Origin of the sequence: Cellulophaga sp. Hel_I_12 (assembly GCF_000799565.1) — a bacterium.
Classification (GTDB): Bacteria; Bacteroidota; Bacteroidia; order Flavobacteriales; family Flavobacteriaceae; genus Cellulophaga.
Genome location: NZ_JUHB01000001.1, coordinates 729,238 through 748,548 on the forward strand (window position 1 = coordinate 729,238; position 19,311 = coordinate 748,548).

At 33.8% G+C, this 19,311-nt stretch carries 18 protein-coding genes; 7 read left to right on the forward strand and 11 right to left on the reverse strand.

What is annotated here, in order from left to right:
* Positions 1-576 precede the first annotated feature (576 nt).
* Together GQ45_RS03390 and GQ45_RS17480 are read right to left on the reverse strand one after the other, a co-directional pair.
* Positions 577-1,845 carry a hypothetical protein gene (locus GQ45_RS03390; RefSeq protein WP_047415110.1) on the reverse strand — a complete coding sequence of 423 codons (1,269 nt, stop codon included), beginning with the start codon at positions 1,843-1,845 and terminating at the stop codon, positions 577-579.
* Positions 1,846-1,892: 47 nt separating this feature from the next.
* Positions 1,893-3,644 carry an ATP-binding protein gene (locus GQ45_RS17480; RefSeq protein WP_052188107.1) on the reverse strand — a complete coding sequence of 584 codons (1,752 nt, stop codon included), beginning with the start codon at positions 3,642-3,644 and terminating at the stop codon, positions 1,893-1,895.
* A 530-nt stretch (positions 3,645-4,174) separates the two neighbouring features.
* Between GQ45_RS17480 and GQ45_RS03400 the strand changes: the two genes are divergently transcribed.
* Positions 4,175-4,582 (forward strand): hypothetical protein, encoded by a 408-nt coding sequence (locus GQ45_RS03400; RefSeq protein WP_047415112.1) that lies wholly within the window; start codon positions 4,175-4,177, stop codon positions 4,580-4,582.
* On the opposite strand, the gene GQ45_RS03405 is transcribed toward GQ45_RS03400, so the two are convergent.
* A complete protein-coding gene (locus GQ45_RS03405) occupies positions 4,574-5,254 on the reverse strand; it encodes a DUF2461 domain-containing protein (RefSeq protein WP_047415114.1) in 681 nt (226 codons plus the stop codon). The two genes, GQ45_RS03400 and GQ45_RS03405, sit on opposite strands and share 9 nt — an antisense overlap.
* A gap of 250 nt (positions 5,255-5,504) precedes the next feature.
* On the opposite strand from GQ45_RS03405, the gene epsC reads away from it, so the two are divergent.
* Positions 5,505-6,299 carry a serine O-acetyltransferase EpsC gene (gene epsC, locus GQ45_RS03410; protein WP_047415116.1) on the forward strand — a complete coding sequence of 265 codons (795 nt, stop codon included), beginning with the start codon at positions 5,505-5,507 and terminating at the stop codon, positions 6,297-6,299.
* Positions 6,289-7,176 (forward strand): cysteine synthase CysM, encoded by an 888-nt coding sequence (cysM, locus tag GQ45_RS03415; protein ID WP_047415118.1) that lies wholly within the window; start codon positions 6,289-6,291, stop codon positions 7,174-7,176. The genes epsC and cysM overlap by 11 nt, the downstream gene beginning before the upstream one ends.
* Position 7,177: 1 nt before the next feature.
* On the opposite strand, the gene corA is transcribed toward cysM, so the two are convergent.
* Together corA and GQ45_RS03425 are read right to left on the reverse strand one after the other, a co-directional pair.
* Positions 7,178-8,206, reverse strand: coding sequence for a magnesium/cobalt transporter CorA (gene corA, locus GQ45_RS03420; protein WP_231555149.1), 1,029 nt, complete (start codon positions 8,204-8,206; stop codon positions 7,178-7,180).
* 127 nt (positions 8,207-8,333) lie between these two features.
* A complete protein-coding gene (locus GQ45_RS03425; RefSeq protein ID WP_369798266.1) occupies positions 8,334-9,020 on the reverse strand; it encodes a tRNA pseudouridine(38-40) synthase TruA in 687 nt (228 codons plus the stop codon).
* 287 nt (positions 9,021-9,307) lie between these two features.
* On the opposite strand from GQ45_RS03425, the gene GQ45_RS03430 reads away from it, so the two are divergent.
* A complete protein-coding gene (locus GQ45_RS03430) occupies positions 9,308-9,952 on the forward strand; it encodes a DUF6563 family protein (protein ID WP_047415124.1) in 645 nt (214 codons plus the stop codon).
* A gap of 178 nt (positions 9,953-10,130) precedes the next feature.
* Here the strand turns inward: GQ45_RS03430 and GQ45_RS03435 are convergent, their stop codons facing one another.
* Both GQ45_RS03435 and GQ45_RS03440 read right to left on the reverse strand, forming a co-directional pair.
* The gene (locus GQ45_RS03435; protein WP_156125341.1) at positions 10,131-11,522 is read right to left on the reverse strand and encodes a pitrilysin family protein; all 1,392 of its coding nucleotides are present in this window, start codon (positions 11,520-11,522) and stop codon (positions 10,131-10,133) included.
* A gap of 19 nt (positions 11,523-11,541) precedes the next feature.
* The gene (locus GQ45_RS03440; RefSeq protein WP_047415126.1) at positions 11,542-12,876 is read right to left on the reverse strand and encodes a pitrilysin family protein; all 1,335 of its coding nucleotides are present in this window, start codon (positions 12,874-12,876) and stop codon (positions 11,542-11,544) included.
* A 228-nt stretch (positions 12,877-13,104) separates the two neighbouring features.
* Here GQ45_RS03440 and GQ45_RS03445 point away from each other — a divergent pair, with 228 nt between their 5' ends.
* Positions 13,105-13,587, forward strand: coding sequence for a hypothetical protein (locus GQ45_RS03445; RefSeq protein WP_047415128.1), 483 nt, complete (start codon positions 13,105-13,107; stop codon positions 13,585-13,587).
* Between the two features lie 56 nt (positions 13,588-13,643).
* Here the strand turns inward: GQ45_RS03445 and GQ45_RS03450 are convergent, their stop codons facing one another.
* Both GQ45_RS03450 and GQ45_RS03455 read right to left on the reverse strand, forming a co-directional pair.
* Positions 13,644-15,113, reverse strand: a complete 1,470-nt coding sequence (locus GQ45_RS03450) for a magnesium chelatase (RefSeq protein WP_047415131.1) — start codon at positions 15,111-15,113, stop codon at positions 13,644-13,646.
* A gap of 79 nt (positions 15,114-15,192) precedes the next feature.
* Positions 15,193-16,347: a VWA domain-containing protein gene (locus GQ45_RS03455; protein WP_047415133.1), complete on the reverse strand. Its 1,155-nt coding sequence runs from the start codon at positions 16,345-16,347 to the stop codon at positions 15,193-15,195.
* A 78-nt stretch (positions 16,348-16,425) separates the two neighbouring features.
* On the opposite strand from GQ45_RS03455, the gene GQ45_RS03460 reads away from it, so the two are divergent.
* Both GQ45_RS03460 and GQ45_RS18200 read left to right on the forward strand, forming a co-directional pair.
* On the forward strand, positions 16,426-17,232 hold the full coding sequence (locus GQ45_RS03460; RefSeq protein ID WP_047415135.1) for a DUF1853 family protein: 807 nt from the start codon (positions 16,426-16,428) through the stop codon (positions 17,230-17,232).
* 60 nt (positions 17,233-17,292) lie between these two features.
* A complete protein-coding gene (locus GQ45_RS18200) occupies positions 17,293-17,703 on the forward strand; it encodes a hypothetical protein (RefSeq protein WP_052188108.1) in 411 nt (136 codons plus the stop codon).
* Positions 17,704-17,733: 30 nt separating this feature from the next.
* Here the strand turns inward: GQ45_RS18200 and hisIE are convergent, their stop codons facing one another.
* Together hisIE and hisF are read right to left on the reverse strand one after the other, a co-directional pair.
* Complete coding sequence (gene hisIE / locus GQ45_RS03470) at positions 17,734-18,330, reverse strand: bifunctional phosphoribosyl-AMP cyclohydrolase/phosphoribosyl-ATP diphosphatase HisIE (RefSeq protein WP_047415137.1); 597 nt, start codon at positions 18,328-18,330, stop codon at positions 17,734-17,736.
* 155 nt (positions 18,331-18,485) lie between these two features.
* A complete protein-coding gene (gene hisF, locus GQ45_RS03475; RefSeq protein ID WP_047415138.1) occupies positions 18,486-19,241 on the reverse strand; it encodes an imidazole glycerol phosphate synthase subunit HisF in 756 nt (251 codons plus the stop codon).
* Positions 19,242-19,311 lie beyond the last annotated feature (70 nt).

Below are 19,311 nucleotides of genomic sequence, written 5' to 3' on the forward strand. Positions count from 1 at the left end.
TGAATGACTAAGTTCATTAATATTATAATTTCCTAAAATTTCATTTAAATTATTAATGAAATTCACATAAGACGTGTTATCTGGATTCTTGTTTGCCATAGTATTATATTTTATTATTTGGGACTTTATTAAGGATTAAAAAAAATCTAATTCTACTAATTCGTTTAAACTTAAAATTTCATTTAGGTCATTTAAGAAGGAAAGGTATTCCTCGCCGTAGGTATCGTATAACATATATAAAATTTGATTTGGTTAATTTAGTTTTACAGGATAAACTTATTCTAATAGTGCGAACGAAACAATATAATGTGGTGAATGATTAACTTTTTGTTGTGAAATCAATTATTTATCGAGCTTACTATTAAAACTGGTCGCTTGAAGTGGAATTTCTATTCCTCACAATAAGCTTTAAACCAGAACTATACCTTTTCAAGGTATACTATTCTCAAAAAAATAGGTGATTTCAATCTGTTTCTTTAGCCCTACTCTTTCCTTTTGAAAACAACTACTACTTATATCGTTATCGACTACCTATAAATACTGTTTACACTGAGGGTCTATTGGCAAAAGAAAGTTTTATAGTGCTGTGCTTTCCTCAAAAGCAAGATCAAACTCAATTTCAAAAACATCACAGGCTAAAGCTTTAGCTGGCTGAATTTCTAGTTCTTTCAAAAGAAAACAGAATTCTAATGGCAATACATCCGCATGATTAGAGATCAATTCTTTTTTTCTTGGTCTAAGGGCCAGAGTACCTTCTTTCTTTGTTCTAGGTGCTGATTCTTCAAAGATTAGACTACTTTCATTTTTGCTTATAATCGGTTTAGGCCTAGTAGCTTGTTTTTTAGAATTTTCATCATCATTTAATCTTTGTTGAAGTTTTGCCTTGGCTAAAATTGCAGTCTCCCGAATTTGAAAATTAAAATGATCAGATAAACGCTCTAAAAATCTGAGCTCTTTCCGGTCGCCAATCGCTTGAATTTCTTCCAAAAGTAAAAGCTTACAAGCCTCATCGCTACTCTCAAAAAGCGATTGAAAAATACTTTGATGATTCGTTTTTAAGGGTTGATTTAAAGAAATTGCTGTGTTTTCTTTAGGCACTACATTAGCTGGTATTTTTTTATTTTTTGATGTTAAAGCTTGCCGTTCTTTCGTTGGGTGTTGTTCCGTAGGACGCTCTAGAGTTGGCAAAGCGGTATTTTTTTTACCAACAAGTATTGATCTAGTTTCTTTCGGTACAAATTCAACCTCAGAAAATAAAAAAGCATCTATGATTTCTACTTTTAAATCCTTGTTTTTATGGGCAAATTCAACCTTTGTTGCACCATCCGAAGGCATCGACGATTTTTTACAGTCCTCAACCTTTGCTTTACCTTTCCTCATTTTAAAAGCTCGAGAAAGGCTGTCCTTGTTTTTCTCAACGCTCCTAAAATTAGTTTGAAGCTCTTTTTTAAAAAATAGTTCTGGTCGCATCCAGAAATTAGTATACCCCTTGCGATAACCTATTCTTTGTATGCGATCAATGACATGATAGGATAACAAGGCTCGATGGATTAGGTTTTTTAAAACAGCTAGAAGACCTACTTTTTGAATCATAATCCTATTCTCTTTTCCTTGTATCCCCTGAAGTTCTTGATCCACCAAAGGCTCCTTCCCCAGAAGTACAGATTGTTTGGTAAGGATCTTATGTTTAGTTCTTTTTTTTAGGTATAGATATCTAAAAGAAAATATGAATAGCGAATACACGGCTATTAGAATCGTAAATAACATACTTAAATCCCAAAGAATATTCGTGTGAATATTTAGAACATTGATTAAAAAATAGGTGCTTAAGCCTTTAAGTATCATTATAACGCTACAGTGTTTGGTGCATTTGTTCTAGTCGAAGTAGGTTTTTATTGATTATTCTTGAATTCAACCAAACTTTCTTCAATAGCATTTTCTACGCTAGGATATTCTTTTGTAAAACAATCGTACAAGAAATTTAAATATTTAAAGTCAGGTTCTTCCTTGCATATTATATGCATCTGTTCCACAATCCGATAAAGACTATGAGCCCGCATCATTTTTAAACTTGCCTTAAGTTTGTGCGTACTAAAGCAAATACCTTCTATATTTGAATTTTTCAGGTCTATTTTAGTTTTTCCGACAAATTCTACTACGTTATTTTTAAATAGCTGTATTAGCTCTTCCAATAAGCTAGGGTCTTGCAAACACTCATGAAATAAAGGTTGCAAATTAACGTCAGGGGCAACAGTATCATTTATTTTAGAAATCAATGCGTTTGTATTATTTGACATGCTCGTTGTTACTTTAGTACTGTTATTTTTAATTTTATGTAATAATTCTATGGCATCAAACGGTTTTAATACATAATCATTAATCCCGTTTTCTTGACATAATTTTTTGTCTATTATTGAAAAATCGGCCGTTAAGGCTATGATGGGTATGGAACTTATTTTAAGCTTTTTATTTTCTCTAATCATTTTTGAGATCACAAAACCACTGGTCTCTGGCATTTGTAAATCCATAAGAATCAAGTCAATTTTCTTAGTTTCTAAAAGAAACAAGCCGTCTTTAACGTCATCAGTAACAAAAGATTTGCACCCCCAACGCTGTAATCTATTCTGAATTAATTTCTGGTTCATGGTATTATCTTCAAAAACCAAAATAGTGAACCCTTTTAATGGCTCTTCAATAAGCAAATCTTGCTCTGTACTAACAATAGTTGTAGCTTCTGCCTTTGTATTTATGGCATACGGAATTGAAAAATTAAAAGTAGTACCCACATTTACTTTACTTGAAACCTTAATATCACCACCTAAAGAATCTAAAAGGTGTTTTACAATACCCAAACCCAAACCAGTACCGCCATATTTTTTTGAAATATTGGCATCGGCCTGCTGGTAATAGTCGAAAATTGTACCTAAACAATTTTCAGCGATACCAATTCCTGTGTCCTTTAGGGTAAAATTTAACATCAGGCTATCATTTTTTATTTTACTAGCTTCTACATGTAATGCTATGGTGCCTTTATCGACAAATTTGATGGCGTTCCCTAATAAATTGAGTAGTATTTGTGATAGTTTTGAAGGATCACCAAGTAATCCTGTTGGAATATTGTCTGCTATAGTATAACTAAAACGTACCTCTTCATTTACAATCAAGGTTTTACATAAATAGCATACATCTTTAACTAAATGATGCAAGTTAAAATCTACAGCCTCTAAATTTACAATACCAGATTTTGTTTTTGAATAGTCTAGTAATTCGTTAATAATGGTTAAGAGTGTTTTTGAAGCAGATTTAATGGCCATTACATTTGAATGTTGGGCCTCTGACAAAGAATCTTCTAATAGTAATTCTGTAAAACCAATAATTCCGTTTAATGGAGTTCTAATTTCATGGCTTACCCTTGCAATAACCAGTGCCTCAGACTCTTTTGTTGGTTCTTTTTTGATCTCAGAATCATTTAAAGCTTTCTTTTTGTCAACATCAGAAGAAGTTTTTAGCTCTAAATTATTCTTAAACTTTTGAAAATGCTTTTTAATGCGAGTAGCCTCATCAGCCGTTAGTTCTTCAAAAGAAAAACTATTAAGTTTTATTTCTAAATCAGAAATTTGAGAAAGTAGTTCGTTCGATTTCAAGGTTGGTATTTAAGTTTTGAGTAGTATAGGTGGTTCTTACTAGTAAAACATCCCTATACCTATTAATATATTAGGATAAAGATGGGATACACCTTAGACGCTAACAACAAAATGTTATCTGAACGGCTATTTATGTTGTGAAAGACAACAAAAATGAAGTAAAAGAAATTGAATTGACTTTTTTCCTTAAAATGTATTTTAAATCGTTAAAACAACTTTTTACTCGCTAAAGTATCCTATACACCACTATTAAATAGGCATAAATTAAAAAATAAGACGACAATAGATTTTAATAGTAAACTCTGAAAGATTAGAACTACTGTGTTCTTTAAAAATAATTTTGGCTTTTGTGCTTATCTACATGCGATTTATAATTTTCAACGACATAAAAAGAATAAGACAACAAAAAAAACGTGCTGAATAAAAAATAGCCATTCTAGAGGTACATTATGTTCATAAAACCGTTAAAAACTAAACCATAAACATCCCTAATGATGGTGAATAATAAGTACTTTTAAAAAAAAGATGTCATGAATGATAGAGAAATAAAAATTATAAGTCTACGACCCTTAATTTCGTCCGCTCAAGTAAATGCCGATACTACTTCAGAGGAAAGCTTCCAAAACACCACATTGCGACCTATTCTAAAATTGCAAAATCCAATTTTTATAGCCCTTTTTAGTCATTATATAAAAAAGCATAAAAATAAATTTTATTCCCTTAGTTTAGAAAAGCGATTTGAATACATAGAAAATGCCATCCAAAAAGATATAAAATTTAGAAACTCACTCAAAGGCGTAATTATAGGATTATTTACCTTAGAAGAATATGAATTATACCTTCTTAATTCTTCTTCCTTCAACAAGCGTATGATGAAAATGCTTGTGGAACGTTTAAAAGACCAAATCCAAATCTTTGAAGACAAAGCTTTAGTGTAATAAGGACTCCCCGTTTAAATCAGTAGTTAATATATCACTCATCAAGTCAAAATACGGTCGAATGGCCACAAAAGAGTTTAAAATTTTATCCGCAAAATCAGCAGAAATAACCTCTTGATCCGAAAATTTACGGGTAAAAATAAACTGCTTTTTTCGAATTAAATCAATGTCTTTGTGTTCTTTATCAAACCCTTTTGGAGCCGTTTTTAATTCTTCACCCTCTAAATTTCCCCATATTTTTTGGAAATTGGGCTCCGAAATAAGGTTTCGAAACTCTTCGGCATCTAGTTCTAATTCTTTTCTAATTCTGAATAAATCTTCTTTGTTAGGGTCCCAAAATCCTACGGCAATAAAACTATTACCTGGTTTAAGGTGCATATAATACCCTCCACGCAATTTAGCGCCATTTCTAATAAAAGAACCAGCTATATGCGATTTGTAAGGTGTTTTGTCATTAGAAAAACGCACATCACGATAAATTCGAAACATTTTTAATCTTTCTAAATCGTCATAAACTTTTAATTTTTCAAAAATAGTACTAAAAACTTTTTTGACTAAAGCTTCCTGTTTTTTAAATTCAACTTTATGTGTGTCAAACCATTCTCTGTTATTATTCTTCTCTAAAGTTGATAAAAAGTGTAGTACTTCTGGTTTTATTGTAGCCTCTGCCATAAAATATTTTTTGTAATCTAATTCATCCGAAAGTTAATTATTTTCATTGAATTTATGTACTGTTTTCCCTTAGAACCCTAACCCAATTAAATCTAAAGAAAACTTCTAAGCACTAGGATTTCTGGGGCATTTTAAAAAAACATTAAACGAGTTTAAAAAGAAAAATACATCAGTAGATTAAAAAGTTTAAAGGAGTTCCGTAAGTAAGCTTTAAATTATTGACTAATTTTATAACCTATTATCACAATTTATGGATTCAAAATCGATTATTAAAAAAATAAACGCCCACAAAAATCAGCCAAATCTCAGGTTTAGGCTCAAAAAAAAGGTAGAAGAATTTACAGATAAGCTTTTTTACACACTATTTGATATTGAAACGCCTGTTGAAGAAAATCTTGTGCTCCTAGAAAAGCAATTCGATGAATTGGTAGAATTAGGCTGTTGGGAAATTGACAAGCCTTGTAAACAAATTTGGGAAAATTATGTGGTACAACTTCCAGAAATTTTAGAAAACCTAAATTTAGATGCTGAAGCTTTTGTGAACTGTGACCCTGCCTCCTCTTCAATTGAGGAAGTATATTTAGCCTATCCCGGATTTTATGCTATTGCCATCTATAGGCTAGCCCATGAATTATATGTGAAAGGTTTTCCTTTAGTACCTCGATTAATGACAGAATATGCACATCGCCAAACTGGGGTAGACATTAATCCTGGCGCACAAATTGGGAAATCGTTCTTCATAGATCATGGCACAGGTGTTGTAATTGGTGAAGCGGCGATTATTATGGATCATGTACGAATTTACCAAGGGGTTACTTTAGGAGGCCTATATGTGGCTAAAAACCTGCGACAAACCAAAAGACACCCCACCATTGAAAGAAATGTAACTATTTATGCCAATGCCACCATTCTCGGGGGCAAAACAGTTATAGGAGAAAATAGTATTATCGGCGGTAATGCCTTTATAACATCATCCGTACCTGCAAATTCTACCGTGTATCACACTCCCGAAATTAAAATAAAAACAAGTCCGAATGTCTCATAATATTTTAGACTTAATAGGAAATACCCCCTTGGTCTTATCGCGTGTTTTAAATACAAATCCAAACGTAAAATTGCTGTTTAAACTCGAAGGCCATAATCCGGGGGGAAGCGTAAAGGATCGAGCCGCCTTACATATGATTAAAAGTGCGCTTGAAAGGGGTGACATTACAAAAAACACCCCACTGATAGAAGCAACGAGTGGTAATACAGGAATTGCATTAGCCATGATTGCTGGCATTTATGGCTTAGTCATCGAATTGGTAATGCCAGAGAATTCAACCATAGAACGCGTACAAACCATGCGAGCTTATGGTGCCAAAGTAACCTTAACGTCAGCCGATGTGGGGATTGAAGGTGCGAGAGATTATGCCGAAGCAAAAGTGAAAAATGAGGGTTTTTATATGCTAAACCAGTTTGGTAATCCGGATAATTGGAAAGCCCATTACAAGAGCACAGGTCCTGAAATTTGGAACGATACTCAGGGAGAAATAACCCATTTTGTTTCCTCCATGGGTACCACAGGTACCATCATGGGAACCTCCACCTATTTAAAAGAAAAAAATAAAAATATTCAAATTGTCGGCGTACAACCTACAGATGGTTCTAGTATTCCAGGGATTAGAAAATGGCCAAAAGAGTATTTACCTAAAATATTTGATGCTTCAAAAGTAGATCAAGTGTTAGAGGTTAGCCAAGAAGAGTCTGCCCAAATGGCTTTAAGATTAGCCAAAGAAGAAGGTATTTTTTCAGGTATGAGCAGTGGTGGTGCGGCAACAGCCGCCTTAAAATTAGCCAGCACCTTAGAAAGTGGAGTTATTGTTAGTATTGTATGTGATCGGGGTGATCGGTATTTATCATCCGGCTTATTTGATTCTTAAATTACAACCATTTTTTAGATTTAAAATAGAACAGCATCCCGATAAACATTAAGACCATAACAGCCCAAACTATAGGGTAGCCATAGGTCGATTGTAATTCGGGCATATTTTCAAAATTCATACCATAAACACCTACAATAAAAGTCAACGGAATAAAAATAGAAGCCATGATGGTCAATACTTTCATAACCTCGTTCATTTTATTACTCATATTGCTCATGTACATTTCCATTAGACTCATAGACATTTCTCTATAAATTTGAAGGCTTTCATTAATTTCTACACAGTGATCTAGCACGTCTCGTAAAAATAGCTTGGTATCCGTTGAAATTAATGTACTTTGGGTTTCTACTAAGCGACTTACGATTTCCTTAACAGGTGCAATTTTTCGACGGATTTTCAGGACTTCTTTTTTTAAATCCTGAATTTTATGGGCTACGTCAGGCGTTGGATTATCATACACCGCATCCTCCAAGGTTTCAATGGTATTATTGATATGTTCTAGAATTGAAAAATAATTATCCACCACCGCATCTAAGAGCGCAAAGAACAGGTAATCTGCACCCCTTGTTCTTATGCGTCCAGATTTATTCTTAATACGATCTCGAACACTATTAAAAACATCATCTTTTAATTCTTGAAAAACAACTACCGATTTTTCAGTGAGCACCATGGCCAAGTGTTCACTTACAATCTCTTGATTTTCATCTAAATAAAGCATGTTAAAAACACCAAAAATATAGGTATCATACTCATCAATTTTTGGACGTTGTTGAATGTTTACGGCATCTTCTAAAACCAAAGGATTTAAACCTAGTAATTTTCCAAGATCATCAATATACGCTTCATCACTAATTCCAGCAACGTCTATCCAAGAGGTAAGGTTTGAGTTTTGTGCCTCTTTAATAGCCTCGAAAGTCTCAGGAAACATAAAATTTATGGAATTTTCATCATAATTAATAATAGTAACCGTGGTTACAGAACCTTCCCTATTTCCTGTGTAGGTAACGGTGCCTGGAGCCTTATTCATCGTCTGATGCAATTTTGAAGGCCGTTTTAGTCTTTGTTTAAATTTTGGTTTGTACGCTGCCATAAATACTAATAAAATAAAAATTTTGGTTTTTTAAAAGTACTTAAAATATTATACATCAAGTTTTCTATTTAAAAGTTACGCCATTTAATAGTAAGCCCGAACCCGGAGCCACAAATGGCAATTTTACCTCGCTTTCAAGACTCAGCGAATGGGCTACCTCCTCTAGCGTAAGTTCACCTTTACCCACCTGCACTAAAACACCCATAATCATCCGAATCTGATAGCGCATAAAACCTGCTCCATTAACATGTAAGGCGTAGCTCTTTTTAGGGAAAAAGTTAGCACTTATTAATTCGTTTGGTTTAAGAACACATGAAGTTATGGTTCTTATAAAATTTGTATTTTCTTGAGGTCTAGCGGTGTATGATTTAAAATTATGTGTTCCTTGAAATAAACTAGCAGCTTGTACCATCAAGTCGATAGTTAAATCATCTAAAAAAGTTACTAGGTATGGAGCACAAAAAGGATGGCTTTTTTCTCCATAAGAAAACAAATAAATATACTCTTTTTCTTTGGTGTTTTGAATGATATTAAAATGTTCATCCACTTTTGAAATAGTTAATGCTCTGATGTCTGGAGGTAAGTTTATGTTGAATTCATGTAAAAAATTTGAAAGGTTTTTTAAGGGTTCTCCATCTAAAAACAATTCAAAAACTGCTTCTAATGCAGATACTTTCGCATCTGTTCTTCCTGCACCTAAAACCTTAAATTTTCGTTTAGACAGTACGTATTTAAGCGTCTTGATCAGCATGGACTCAATTGTTTTTTGACCGGGTTGCTTTTGCCACCCACTATATCGAAAACCTAAAAACTGAATGGTAATAATGTAGTAATTACGCTGTCGCTGCATTGAAAAACTTCTTAATAGACAAAAGTACTATTTCTTTAAAAATTAGGACAGTAATTTGTTATTCAAAAAAATTGATATTTTGTTAAACCAAATAAATTATTTAATCCAATTAGTTTTTTGTTTTTAGCTATGTAGACTTTTAGTATATTAGATTCTAGTTATTATCTAAAATCAATAAACGCTGAGCTATGAAAAATACAGTATTCTTAGGCATTTCAATGTTACTTTTAGGTCATTTTTTAAATGCTCAAGATTTTTCTTATCCAAAAGGCGTATATATGTCTTTTGAAGAAATTTTACAAAAAAAACCCTCTAATTTAGCGAGCCTAGAAATTATTAAAAGAAGTAATACTGATATAAAAATGAGTGGCGGAAATGATTACAAACTAAGGTCAAACGATAAATTGATTACCAATAAAGATATCAGAAAAGATTTTTGGGGATATTCCAAAGGCGACACCTTATTCATTAATTGTTTTCAATATGAAATACAACAAGGGTATACACCCCTGCTAAGTGATGGTAAATATTTGGTAGTAACGGCGGGCTTATCCTCCAATCCTGATATGCAAGAATACCAACTCCAGAATAAAAAACTATTAGGTGCTTCTTTTGGCCCTGTAGTAGGTGGAATTCAGGGCGCAAAACTTGCTATGCTTCGCTTTATATACCTGATTGACAAAGAAACAAAATCAGTTAAAACTGTTTCTCCCGATTATTTAAAAGCTCTCTTGGTTAGAGAACAAGACCTCTTAGCCGCTTACCAAAAAGAAGAAGAGCCTGAAAACCCAGGTATCATCATGAAATACTTGTTACTTAATAATAAAAATTAATTACTTCCTATTCAATAAAAATAGAGTTAAAATTACTAGAAACAACCTTACTTATTTTCCAGTAGACCTTAATTCACTTCTAATTTAATCTTCGAACCTTGGATTTTCCATTGTCAATTTACCATGGACAATTTTTAGGTATCTACTTTCAATTTCTAATTTTCCATTTAATGCTTATTTAAAACCCATCATCCGTAATCTCCACTTGCTTTACGTCTCCGTATTTTTTAGCCAACTCCCCTATCTCAGAAGCTTTACCTACGAGTACAAACTGAAAATTATCTTTTGGAAAATAGGTTGCAATCAGTTCTTTAGATTTTGCTAAACTTAATTCGTCTACCTGCTTGGTAAAGGTGTTGATGTAATTTTCATCAAAATTATACACAAACATATCGGTCAATAAGCTGGCTAAAGCACTATTCGTTTCATAATCTGGTGGAAACTGACCCTTTACATAGTTCTTTGCAGAACTCAATATGGCTTCATCTAAACCTTTGGTATGAAGTCGACTATAAGTTTCTAAAGCTAAATCTATAGCTTGTTCTGTAGTTTCATTAGCGGTAAACGTACTTATCACAAAACTGCCACCCACTTTATAAGGATTAAAGCTACTTCGTGCGCCATAAGTTAATCCAGAATTTACACGTAATTCGTCATTTAACCACGAGGTAAAGCGACCACCAAGTATGGTATTGATTACTCGAATACCCACAAAATCTGGATTATTTCTAGCAATCCCTGTACCTCCAATGTAAAATGTAGTTTCCGATGCGTCATTTTTATTCACCAATAAAACTCTGGGTTTTTCTACCGAGGGAAATGCATCTAAATTTACTTTAGGAACTTCATTTCCTTTCCAAGCACCAAAAAGGCCTTCTAGTTGTGCCTTCATAGTTTTAGTGTTAAAATCGCCTACCACTGCAATGGCTGAAGCCGAGGGAACAAAGTGATTTTTATGAAAATCTACAATGGCCTTCTCCGATATTTTTTGAATAGCATTTTTAGTTCCCACTTCTGCATTTCCATAAGGGTGGTCGCCAAAAACAAATTGATTGTAATAGCTGCCAATGACAGAACGTGGACTTTCTTTCATTTGATCCATTTCTACTAATCTACGACTTAGCATTTTATCAATTTCATCTTTTGGAAAAGTAGGATTTAATACCACATCTTTTATAATAGCTAAAATTTGTTGTTGGTCTTTCTTTAAAAAGGAAGATGCTATAAAAGCGTTCTCTTTCCCTGCACCAGCACGTATAGAAGCACCTACAAATTCAGTGTTTTCTTCGATGGCACTTTTTGTGTAATTTTTACTTCCCAATAACATGGCATCAGCCGTAATGCTAGCCAAACCACCTTGATCTTTACTATCGTAAATAGCACCTGCAGGAAACACAGCTCGAAACTGTATTAAAGGAACTTCGTGCTGCTCCATTAAGTAAATGGTAAGTCCGTTTTTTAACTGAAACTTCGTGTAGTCTGGTAATTTAAAAGCATCTTGTGCGAAAATAGGAGCCACCAAGAGTACTGTAATCCCTATAAATATTAGCTTTTTTATAAATTGATTCATGGTATATCTGATTATATGATTATTTTGAGTCGGTTGAAATTTCGAGTTCGTTATTTTGTAACACACCAACGGTTCTATTGTTTTTGGTAAAATAGATTTTAGCAACACGTTTAATATCTTCAACCGTTACTTTTTCATAGGCATCTGGAGCTGTATACATTTTTTTATAATCTCCGAAATACAACTCATAGGTACCTAGGGTATTGCTTTTGCCATCAATAGTTTCCAGCGTTTGATAAAATTCCATCAATTTTTGATTTTTTACTTTTTGAAGTTCTTTCGCTGTAATGCCGTTTTCCATAACATCGTCTAAAACACTTAGCATACCAGCCTCTAGTTGACTCGCATTTACATCTTGACTGGCAACGCCATAGATATAAAATAAATTAGGATCAAAACTTTCAGGCATATAACTGAATACAGAGGTTGCTAATTGATTTTCATCCACAAGGTAACTATACAGCTTACTACTTTTTCCATTGCTTAAAATAGAATTTAATACATCTAAAGCATAATAATCTGGGTGTTTGGTCTCTGGAACATGGTAGGCTAGTAATACATTAGGTGTACTCACTGGCTTATGTACCATGACTCTTTTTTCACCCCGTTGCTCAGGTTCTACGGTATGTACTTTTCTAGGGGTTGCTTTTGAGCTTATCGGCTCAAAGTACTGCTTCGCCAGTTTTTTAACACCTTCGAGTGTCACATCACCTGAAATGACGACCACCGCATTATTTGGCGCATAATAGGTATCAAAATAGGTTTGTAAATCTTCAATAGTCCAATTTTTAATGTCAGATTCATACCCAATAACCGACCAGCGATAAGGGTGTGCAAAAAAGGCAGTAGCTTTTACTTCCTCACTTAAATTTCTAAAATTTGAGTTCTCTAATCCAGTACTGCGCTCGCTGAGTACTACGCCTCTTTCACTTTCAACCATTTTTGGATCTAGGGCTAAATTTCCAATACGGTCAGCTTCTAAATCAAAAATAGTTTCTAGTGATGAAGATGGAAACCAATCCGTGTACACCGTGACATTTTCCGTAGTATAGGCATTATTACTACCTCCAGAAGCTTCCATTGTTCTATCGAACAATTTAGGTCCATATTTTTTAGATCCATTAAACATCATGTGTTCAAAAAAGTGAGAAAGTCCCGTAATTCCAGGGTATTCGTTTCTAGAACCTACTTTCCAAAATAGGTACATATTGGCGTTAGGAATGCTGTGGTCTTCTAAAACCATGACCTTCATTCCGTTTGCCAGTGTAAAACTTTTCACATCTTCTGCTTTACTTTGTGCATTTAATAACACTATACATTGAATGGCAAGTATTGTAAATACTAATTTTTTCATTTTTAAATCTATTTAGTTTAAAATAAAGGTAAGAATATGATGTAAAACAAGAACTAAAATCTACAAAAAATGATGAAAAAATAATGATAGTGTAGTTCATAGGTTTTTTCACCACAACTTTAGGACACTTCTCAACATTGCGTGTATTTTAACGATTTGTTTCAAATAAATAAAATCATGTGTCGTTTTTAATTTCGAATGGTCCCCCATGGCCTTGAAACCTACTTTATGCATTTATTATTACGCCTTTTTCCCCTAAAGATGCTACTTTTAATATCAGCAGTATTACTGCTGGTATTAAATGTATTTAGTTTTTACAGCTTATTTGTAAACACCTTTTCTTTTTCCAAATTTCAGAATTATATTTTTCCGTTCTTAACTAGTGTACATTTTATGTATTTGTATCTGCTTTGGAAAAAAAATAGAAATTCAGAAACTTCTGATGTCTCCTTAAGAAACATAGAGTATGTACTCTATTTTATGTATATGATTTACATTTTTAAATTTGCAGAGTATGTGTATCGCTTTTTAAAATTTACTGATTATACCGACGAAATTATGCCTGAAAATTTTATTTGGATGGGTACTTTTTTAATTATCATGCATTGTCTTTTATTGATTGTAACACCTTTAACCTTTATTTCTAGAAAAAAAATTATCGGAAAATATAATTTTGATGAATTACATGATCATTTGGATTCATGGAAATAAAAAAATCCCAATGAATACAAATCATTAGGATTTTTTAAACTTATTTTAGAAGCCTATCATAAATCACTTAAGAAACTACTATACAAGTCTTTAAATTGAAAACCTTCTTCAAAACGATGTTTATTAAGTTTTTTGTGGGCAACTAAACCCCATAATAACAACTCCTTTAAAAAGTAAATATCCTCTTTAGGGTAATCAGGTTGATGGTCTTTTATCAATTGATTTAAAGCGGGAATTTCTTCTAAAGCACGTTTGTATTCTTCATCCGTATAATCGTCTAATAGTTCAAAACCTTCTCCTTGAAAAAACCAATGCAGTAATTCGTCATAAATAGTATCTTCTCCTTTTTTCTCTAACTTATTAATTTTAGGAAAGAAGTTTTCGAATACTGTTTTTACGGCGTCATCAATCAATATTTCTGCTACACCATCAGCACCTTCTTGCTCACCCTCATAGACCAATTCTATTTTGCCGGTAATGGAAGGAATAATTCCTAGAAAATCACTCAAACGCAGGGTTGTTTTTTCGGCTCCATTTAATAAGGCCCTACGCTCTGCGGTGCTCAATAAATTTTCGAAAGCGGTAATACTAGTTCTAGCACTTACCCCACTTTTAGCATCCACATATTCACTTTCGCGAGCTTCAAAACTAATTTGTTCCAGTAAATCTTTAGCTACATCTGGCACGTATACCGCATCGGTCTGTCTTAAGTCTAACTTTGACTCTTGCTCCGTTATTTTACGAGCAGTAGCAATATCGTCAGGATAATGTGTTAAAATCTGAGAACCAATCCTATCTTTTAGGGGTGTTACAATACTTCCTCTGTTGGTATAATCTTCTGGGTTGGCCGTAAATACAAACTGAATATCTAAAGGCAAACGCAGTTTAAAACCACGAATTTGAATATCGCCTTCTTGTAAAATATTGAATAAGGAAACCTGAATTCTAGCCTGTAAATCGGGTAACTCATTTATAACAAAAATACAACGGTTTGCTCTTGGTATCATTCCAAAATGTATAACACGATCATCGGCATAGGATAGTTTTAGGTTTGCTGCTTTAATTGGGTCTACGTCACCTATTAAATCTGCAACGGTAACATCTGGCGTTGCTAGTTTTTCTGAAAAACGCTCATCACGATGTAACCAGGTAATTGGCGTGGCATCACCCTTTTCTTTGATGAGTTCTATGGCATAGCGAGACATTGGTGCTAAAGGATCATCATTAATCTCTGATGCCGCAACAACTGGAATGTATTCATCTAACAAATTAACCATGAGTCGAGCTAATCTTGTTTTCGCTTGCCCTCTTAAACCTAATAAATTAATATTATGACGCGACAAAATAGCCCTTTCTAACTCTGGAATTACGGAATTTTCATACCCCCAAACGCCTTTAAAAGTTTCTTCGCCATTGATAATTTTTTCTCTCAGATTATCTCTAAGCTCATCTTTTATATTTTTACTTTGATACCCTGCTTTTTTTAATTCTCCTAGTGTACTAATTTCTTTAAAATTCAATTTCATTTTTTTTGTTTGTTGTTTGTTATCTGTTGTCGGCTTTTTGATTCCTATCCATTAAAAACAAAGCCCTGACAACAACTTTTTATTTTAGTTTCTTCTTCCTATTTGCTTCGTAATCCTCAAAAATCATTTCTCCCAATCCTTTTAAACCCGTAAAAAAAGCTTTGCCCTTATTGGCTTCGGTAAAATGTCGTATAAACTGTATTAAATAAGGGTCTTGGGCAATCATAAAGGTAGTAATGGGAATATGAAGCTTTCTTGCTTGACGCGCCATGTTGTAGCACTTTTCAACAATATAATCATCCAATCCAACACTATTTTTATAATAGGTACCGTCTGGCATTCGAAGGCAACTAGGTTTACCATCCGTAATCATGAAAATTTGCTTGTTGGTATTTCTTTTACGCCTAAGCATATCCATCGCTAATTGCAAACCGGCAACGGTGTTGGTATGATAAGGCCCAACTTTCAGATAAGGTAAATCCTTTATAGGAATGGGCCAGGCGTCATTTCCAAAGACCAGAATATCTAAAGTATCTTTGGGATATCTTGTTGTGATTAACTCAGCAAGAGCCATGGCTACTTTTTTTGCAGGTGTTATCCTATCTTCACCATATAAAATCATACTATGACTAATATCAATCATTAGAATAGTACTCATTTGGGCTTTATAGTGCGTGTCTTCTACAACCAAGTCGTTCTCAGAAAGTGAAAAATCGCCAATGCCATTATTAATTTGAGCATTTTTGAGACTTTCAGTCATAGAAATATGGTCTAAACCATCCCCGTATCGATATTCACGCAGTTCTCCTGTATGCTCATCGCCTTGTCCAGATTTCCCTGTTTTATGATTCCCAGCTCCGTTGCGTTTTAATTTACCGAAAATCTGTTCTAGAGCACGTTGGCGTATCAAGCGTTCCATTTTTGCTGTTATGGATAGGTTGCCTGAACCATCACCGTTCTCCGCTCCTTCTTTTCCAGTATTAGGATCATCTTTAAATTCTTCACGCAGGTAACCCCTTGCTTTTAAATCTTCGATAAAATCATCAATTGTATAATTTTCATCCGTCAGTTCATACTCCTTATCTAACTCCCGTAACCAGTCAAGCGCTTCATCTACGTCACCAGAGGTGTGCGTAATAAGTTCTTGAAAAATATCAAAAAGTTTTTCAAAGGGGGTTAGATCCGGAGCTTCATAGGTTTGAAACCGGAATCCTTTTCTTATATTCATAGCCATAGTATAAAAATACGATAATTAGAAAAAGAAAGCATCCTGATTTACGAAATCTTAACGCTTTATTATAACTTTAGTGGTATGGAAGTACAACAGATAAAAGGCTTTTTGGATACCCCACCACTTTGGGAGGGAGAATTATTAGGTATTCAACAGTTTAATCTTCCCAACATCGACCTCACTGGTTTTGTCCCCCAGCCTATTCCTCAAAATATTCGATTGGGACATCAAGTTGAACATTTATATTATCAAGTATTAAACCATCATAAAGGCTATAAGGTATTGCTTTTCAATCAACCTATAAAAGATGCATCAAGAACTATAGGTGAAATAGATTTTATAGTTCAAGATACGGAAACCAAAAAAAATATACATATCGAATTGACGTATAAATTTTATATTATTGATCTGGCGATACCCGAAAAAATTAATCAGCTCATAGGTCCCAATAAAAGAGACTCTTTCGCTCAAAAAATTGAAAAAATCAAGTACCAGCAGTTTACATTATTACAATCACAAGAAGCTATAAAAACTTTAGAAAACCTTCACATAGACACTAACAGCTTGAGCTCAAGAACTTGTTTTAAAGCACAGCTATTTTATCCTTATACCTCTAAAAAAGTACAGATAACACCTTTCAATAAAAATTGTATTTATGGCTACTGGATTGGTTTTCATGATTTTGACGCCACTGACTTTCATCATTACTTGTACTATTTACCTTCAAAAAAAGAATGGATTATTAGGCCTCATGAAAATGTAAGCTGGCGAACTCATCAAGAAATTAGCCCAGAAATTAAAAAAAGACATGCACAACTAAACTCGCCTATGGTTTGGATGAAAAGATCCAATCAACAATTCGAAAAATTCTTTATAATCTTTTGGTAGAAAACAATATAAACTTATTCTAATCGTTGTTTTAAAGTTCATCTTTAACAAAAACAACCCATGTCTAAATTTGCTATTTTTTTTACTTTGTTTGCTTGTATTATTTTATCAGATACTAAAACCGAATGGGATACTATTTATACGCAAGCAACCTACGCTTTGAATCACTCAAAAAAAGCACTTTCATCAAATAATTTTGATCATCAAAAAATGTATTCAGAAAAAGCCTTAGAGGCCTACGAAAAGATTGCGGTACTTCTTCAGGGGTATGAAGACGAGGAGTTTCAATTAAAAATAGCGGAAACCATTAGCGATTTAGAACATGCAGCAGATGCGCCAGATTGGGATAGGGGTCGTTTTTATACCAAACGTGTGTACCAAAAAACACAAGATTTAATTACCCTTCTAGATCAAAAATCGGCTGAAGTTGCCAAAATTGACCAAAAAGAGATGCCTATCCCTAACAACTAGGGCATTTTATCCTCATACCCTAGTACTCTTTTAATGCCTTTTCTTTAAAACTTCTTCAATATCCGCCAAGGTAAACCCTTTGGCTTGTAGTAGAATTAAATAATGAAAAAGCAAATCGGCACTTTCGTCTAAAAATAGATCGTCATTGTCATCTTTTGCCTCAATCACAACTTCTACGGCTTCTTCGCCAACTTTTTGAGCTACTTTATTGATGCCTTTTCTAAAAAGTGATGCTACATAACTGTCTTTATTTTCAGGATTATTTTTTCTGTCTTTTATAATCGACTCTAATTTGGTTAAAAAACCAAATGAACTTAGGTTCTCTTCTTGCCAGCATGTAGCACTGCCTGTATGGCATGTAGGTCCCATAGGATTAACTGTTACCAACAAAGTATCGTTATCACAGTCGTTTTTAATACCCACCAGATTCAAAAAATTACCACTCTCTTCACCCTTTGTCCATAAGCGGTTTTTAGTGCGACTATAAAATGTAACCTTATTGGTTTCTATGGTTTTATCAAAAGCTTCTTGATTCATATAGCCGAGCATCAAGACATTTTTTGTTTGGGCATCTTGAATGATGGCTGGCACTAAGCCGTCTGAATTTTTCGTAAAATCTATCTTCATAATATCATTGTTAATTGCTATTTTCGCTGTTTGTATGAGGTTTAAACAGTTTTTTTTCTTCTTTAATTTTATTTTTAACTTCTTTCTAGATTCTTAGTGATACCCTAAAAACTACATTATTTTGCTATCTGATTTTCTGTTATACATTTGAAAAATTACATTCTAACGGCAATCCCATGTTGTTTCAGTTCTTGTTTCAAGTTCATAATATCTATTTCTTTAAAATGAAAAACACTTGCCGCCAAGGCCGCATCAGCTTTACCATGTATAAAAGTATCGCTAAAATGTTGCATCGTTCCTGCGCCTCCTGAAGCAATAATGGGGATGTTTAGTTCCGTAGATAACCTTGCTAGTGCTTCATTGGCAAAGCCATCTTTGGTTCCATCATGATCCATAGATGTGAAAAGAATTTCTCCAGCACCGCGCCGCTCCACTTCCCTAGCCCAATCAAATAAACGAATTTCAGTGGGTTGCTTACCTCCCACTAAATGCACAATCCATTCTCCATTAATTTGTTTTGCATCAATAGCCACAACAATACATTGTGAGCCAAATTTCGCAGATAAGTCGTTGATCAACTGCGGGTTTTTAACCGCCGATGAATTTATAGATACTTTGTCCGCACCATTTTGAAGCAAAATATCAACATCTTCAACAGACGAAATACCACCGCCCACTGTAAACGGAATATTTACTTTCTCAGCTACACGGTATACTAAATCTGCTAAAGTTTTACGACGCTCTTCGGTAGCAGAAATATCTAAAAAAACCAATTCGTCTGCCCCAGCTTTTGCATAGATTTCTGCTAATTCTACGGGATCACCAGCATCTCGTAAATCAACAAAATTTACGCCTTTTACCGTTCTACCGTTTTTAATATCTAAGCAAGGAATTATTCTTTTTGTTATCATGATTGATTGTTGTTCGTTGTTGCTAAAAAATGTTTCAGGAATCTAGTAATATCATTGACTTTAAAACTTA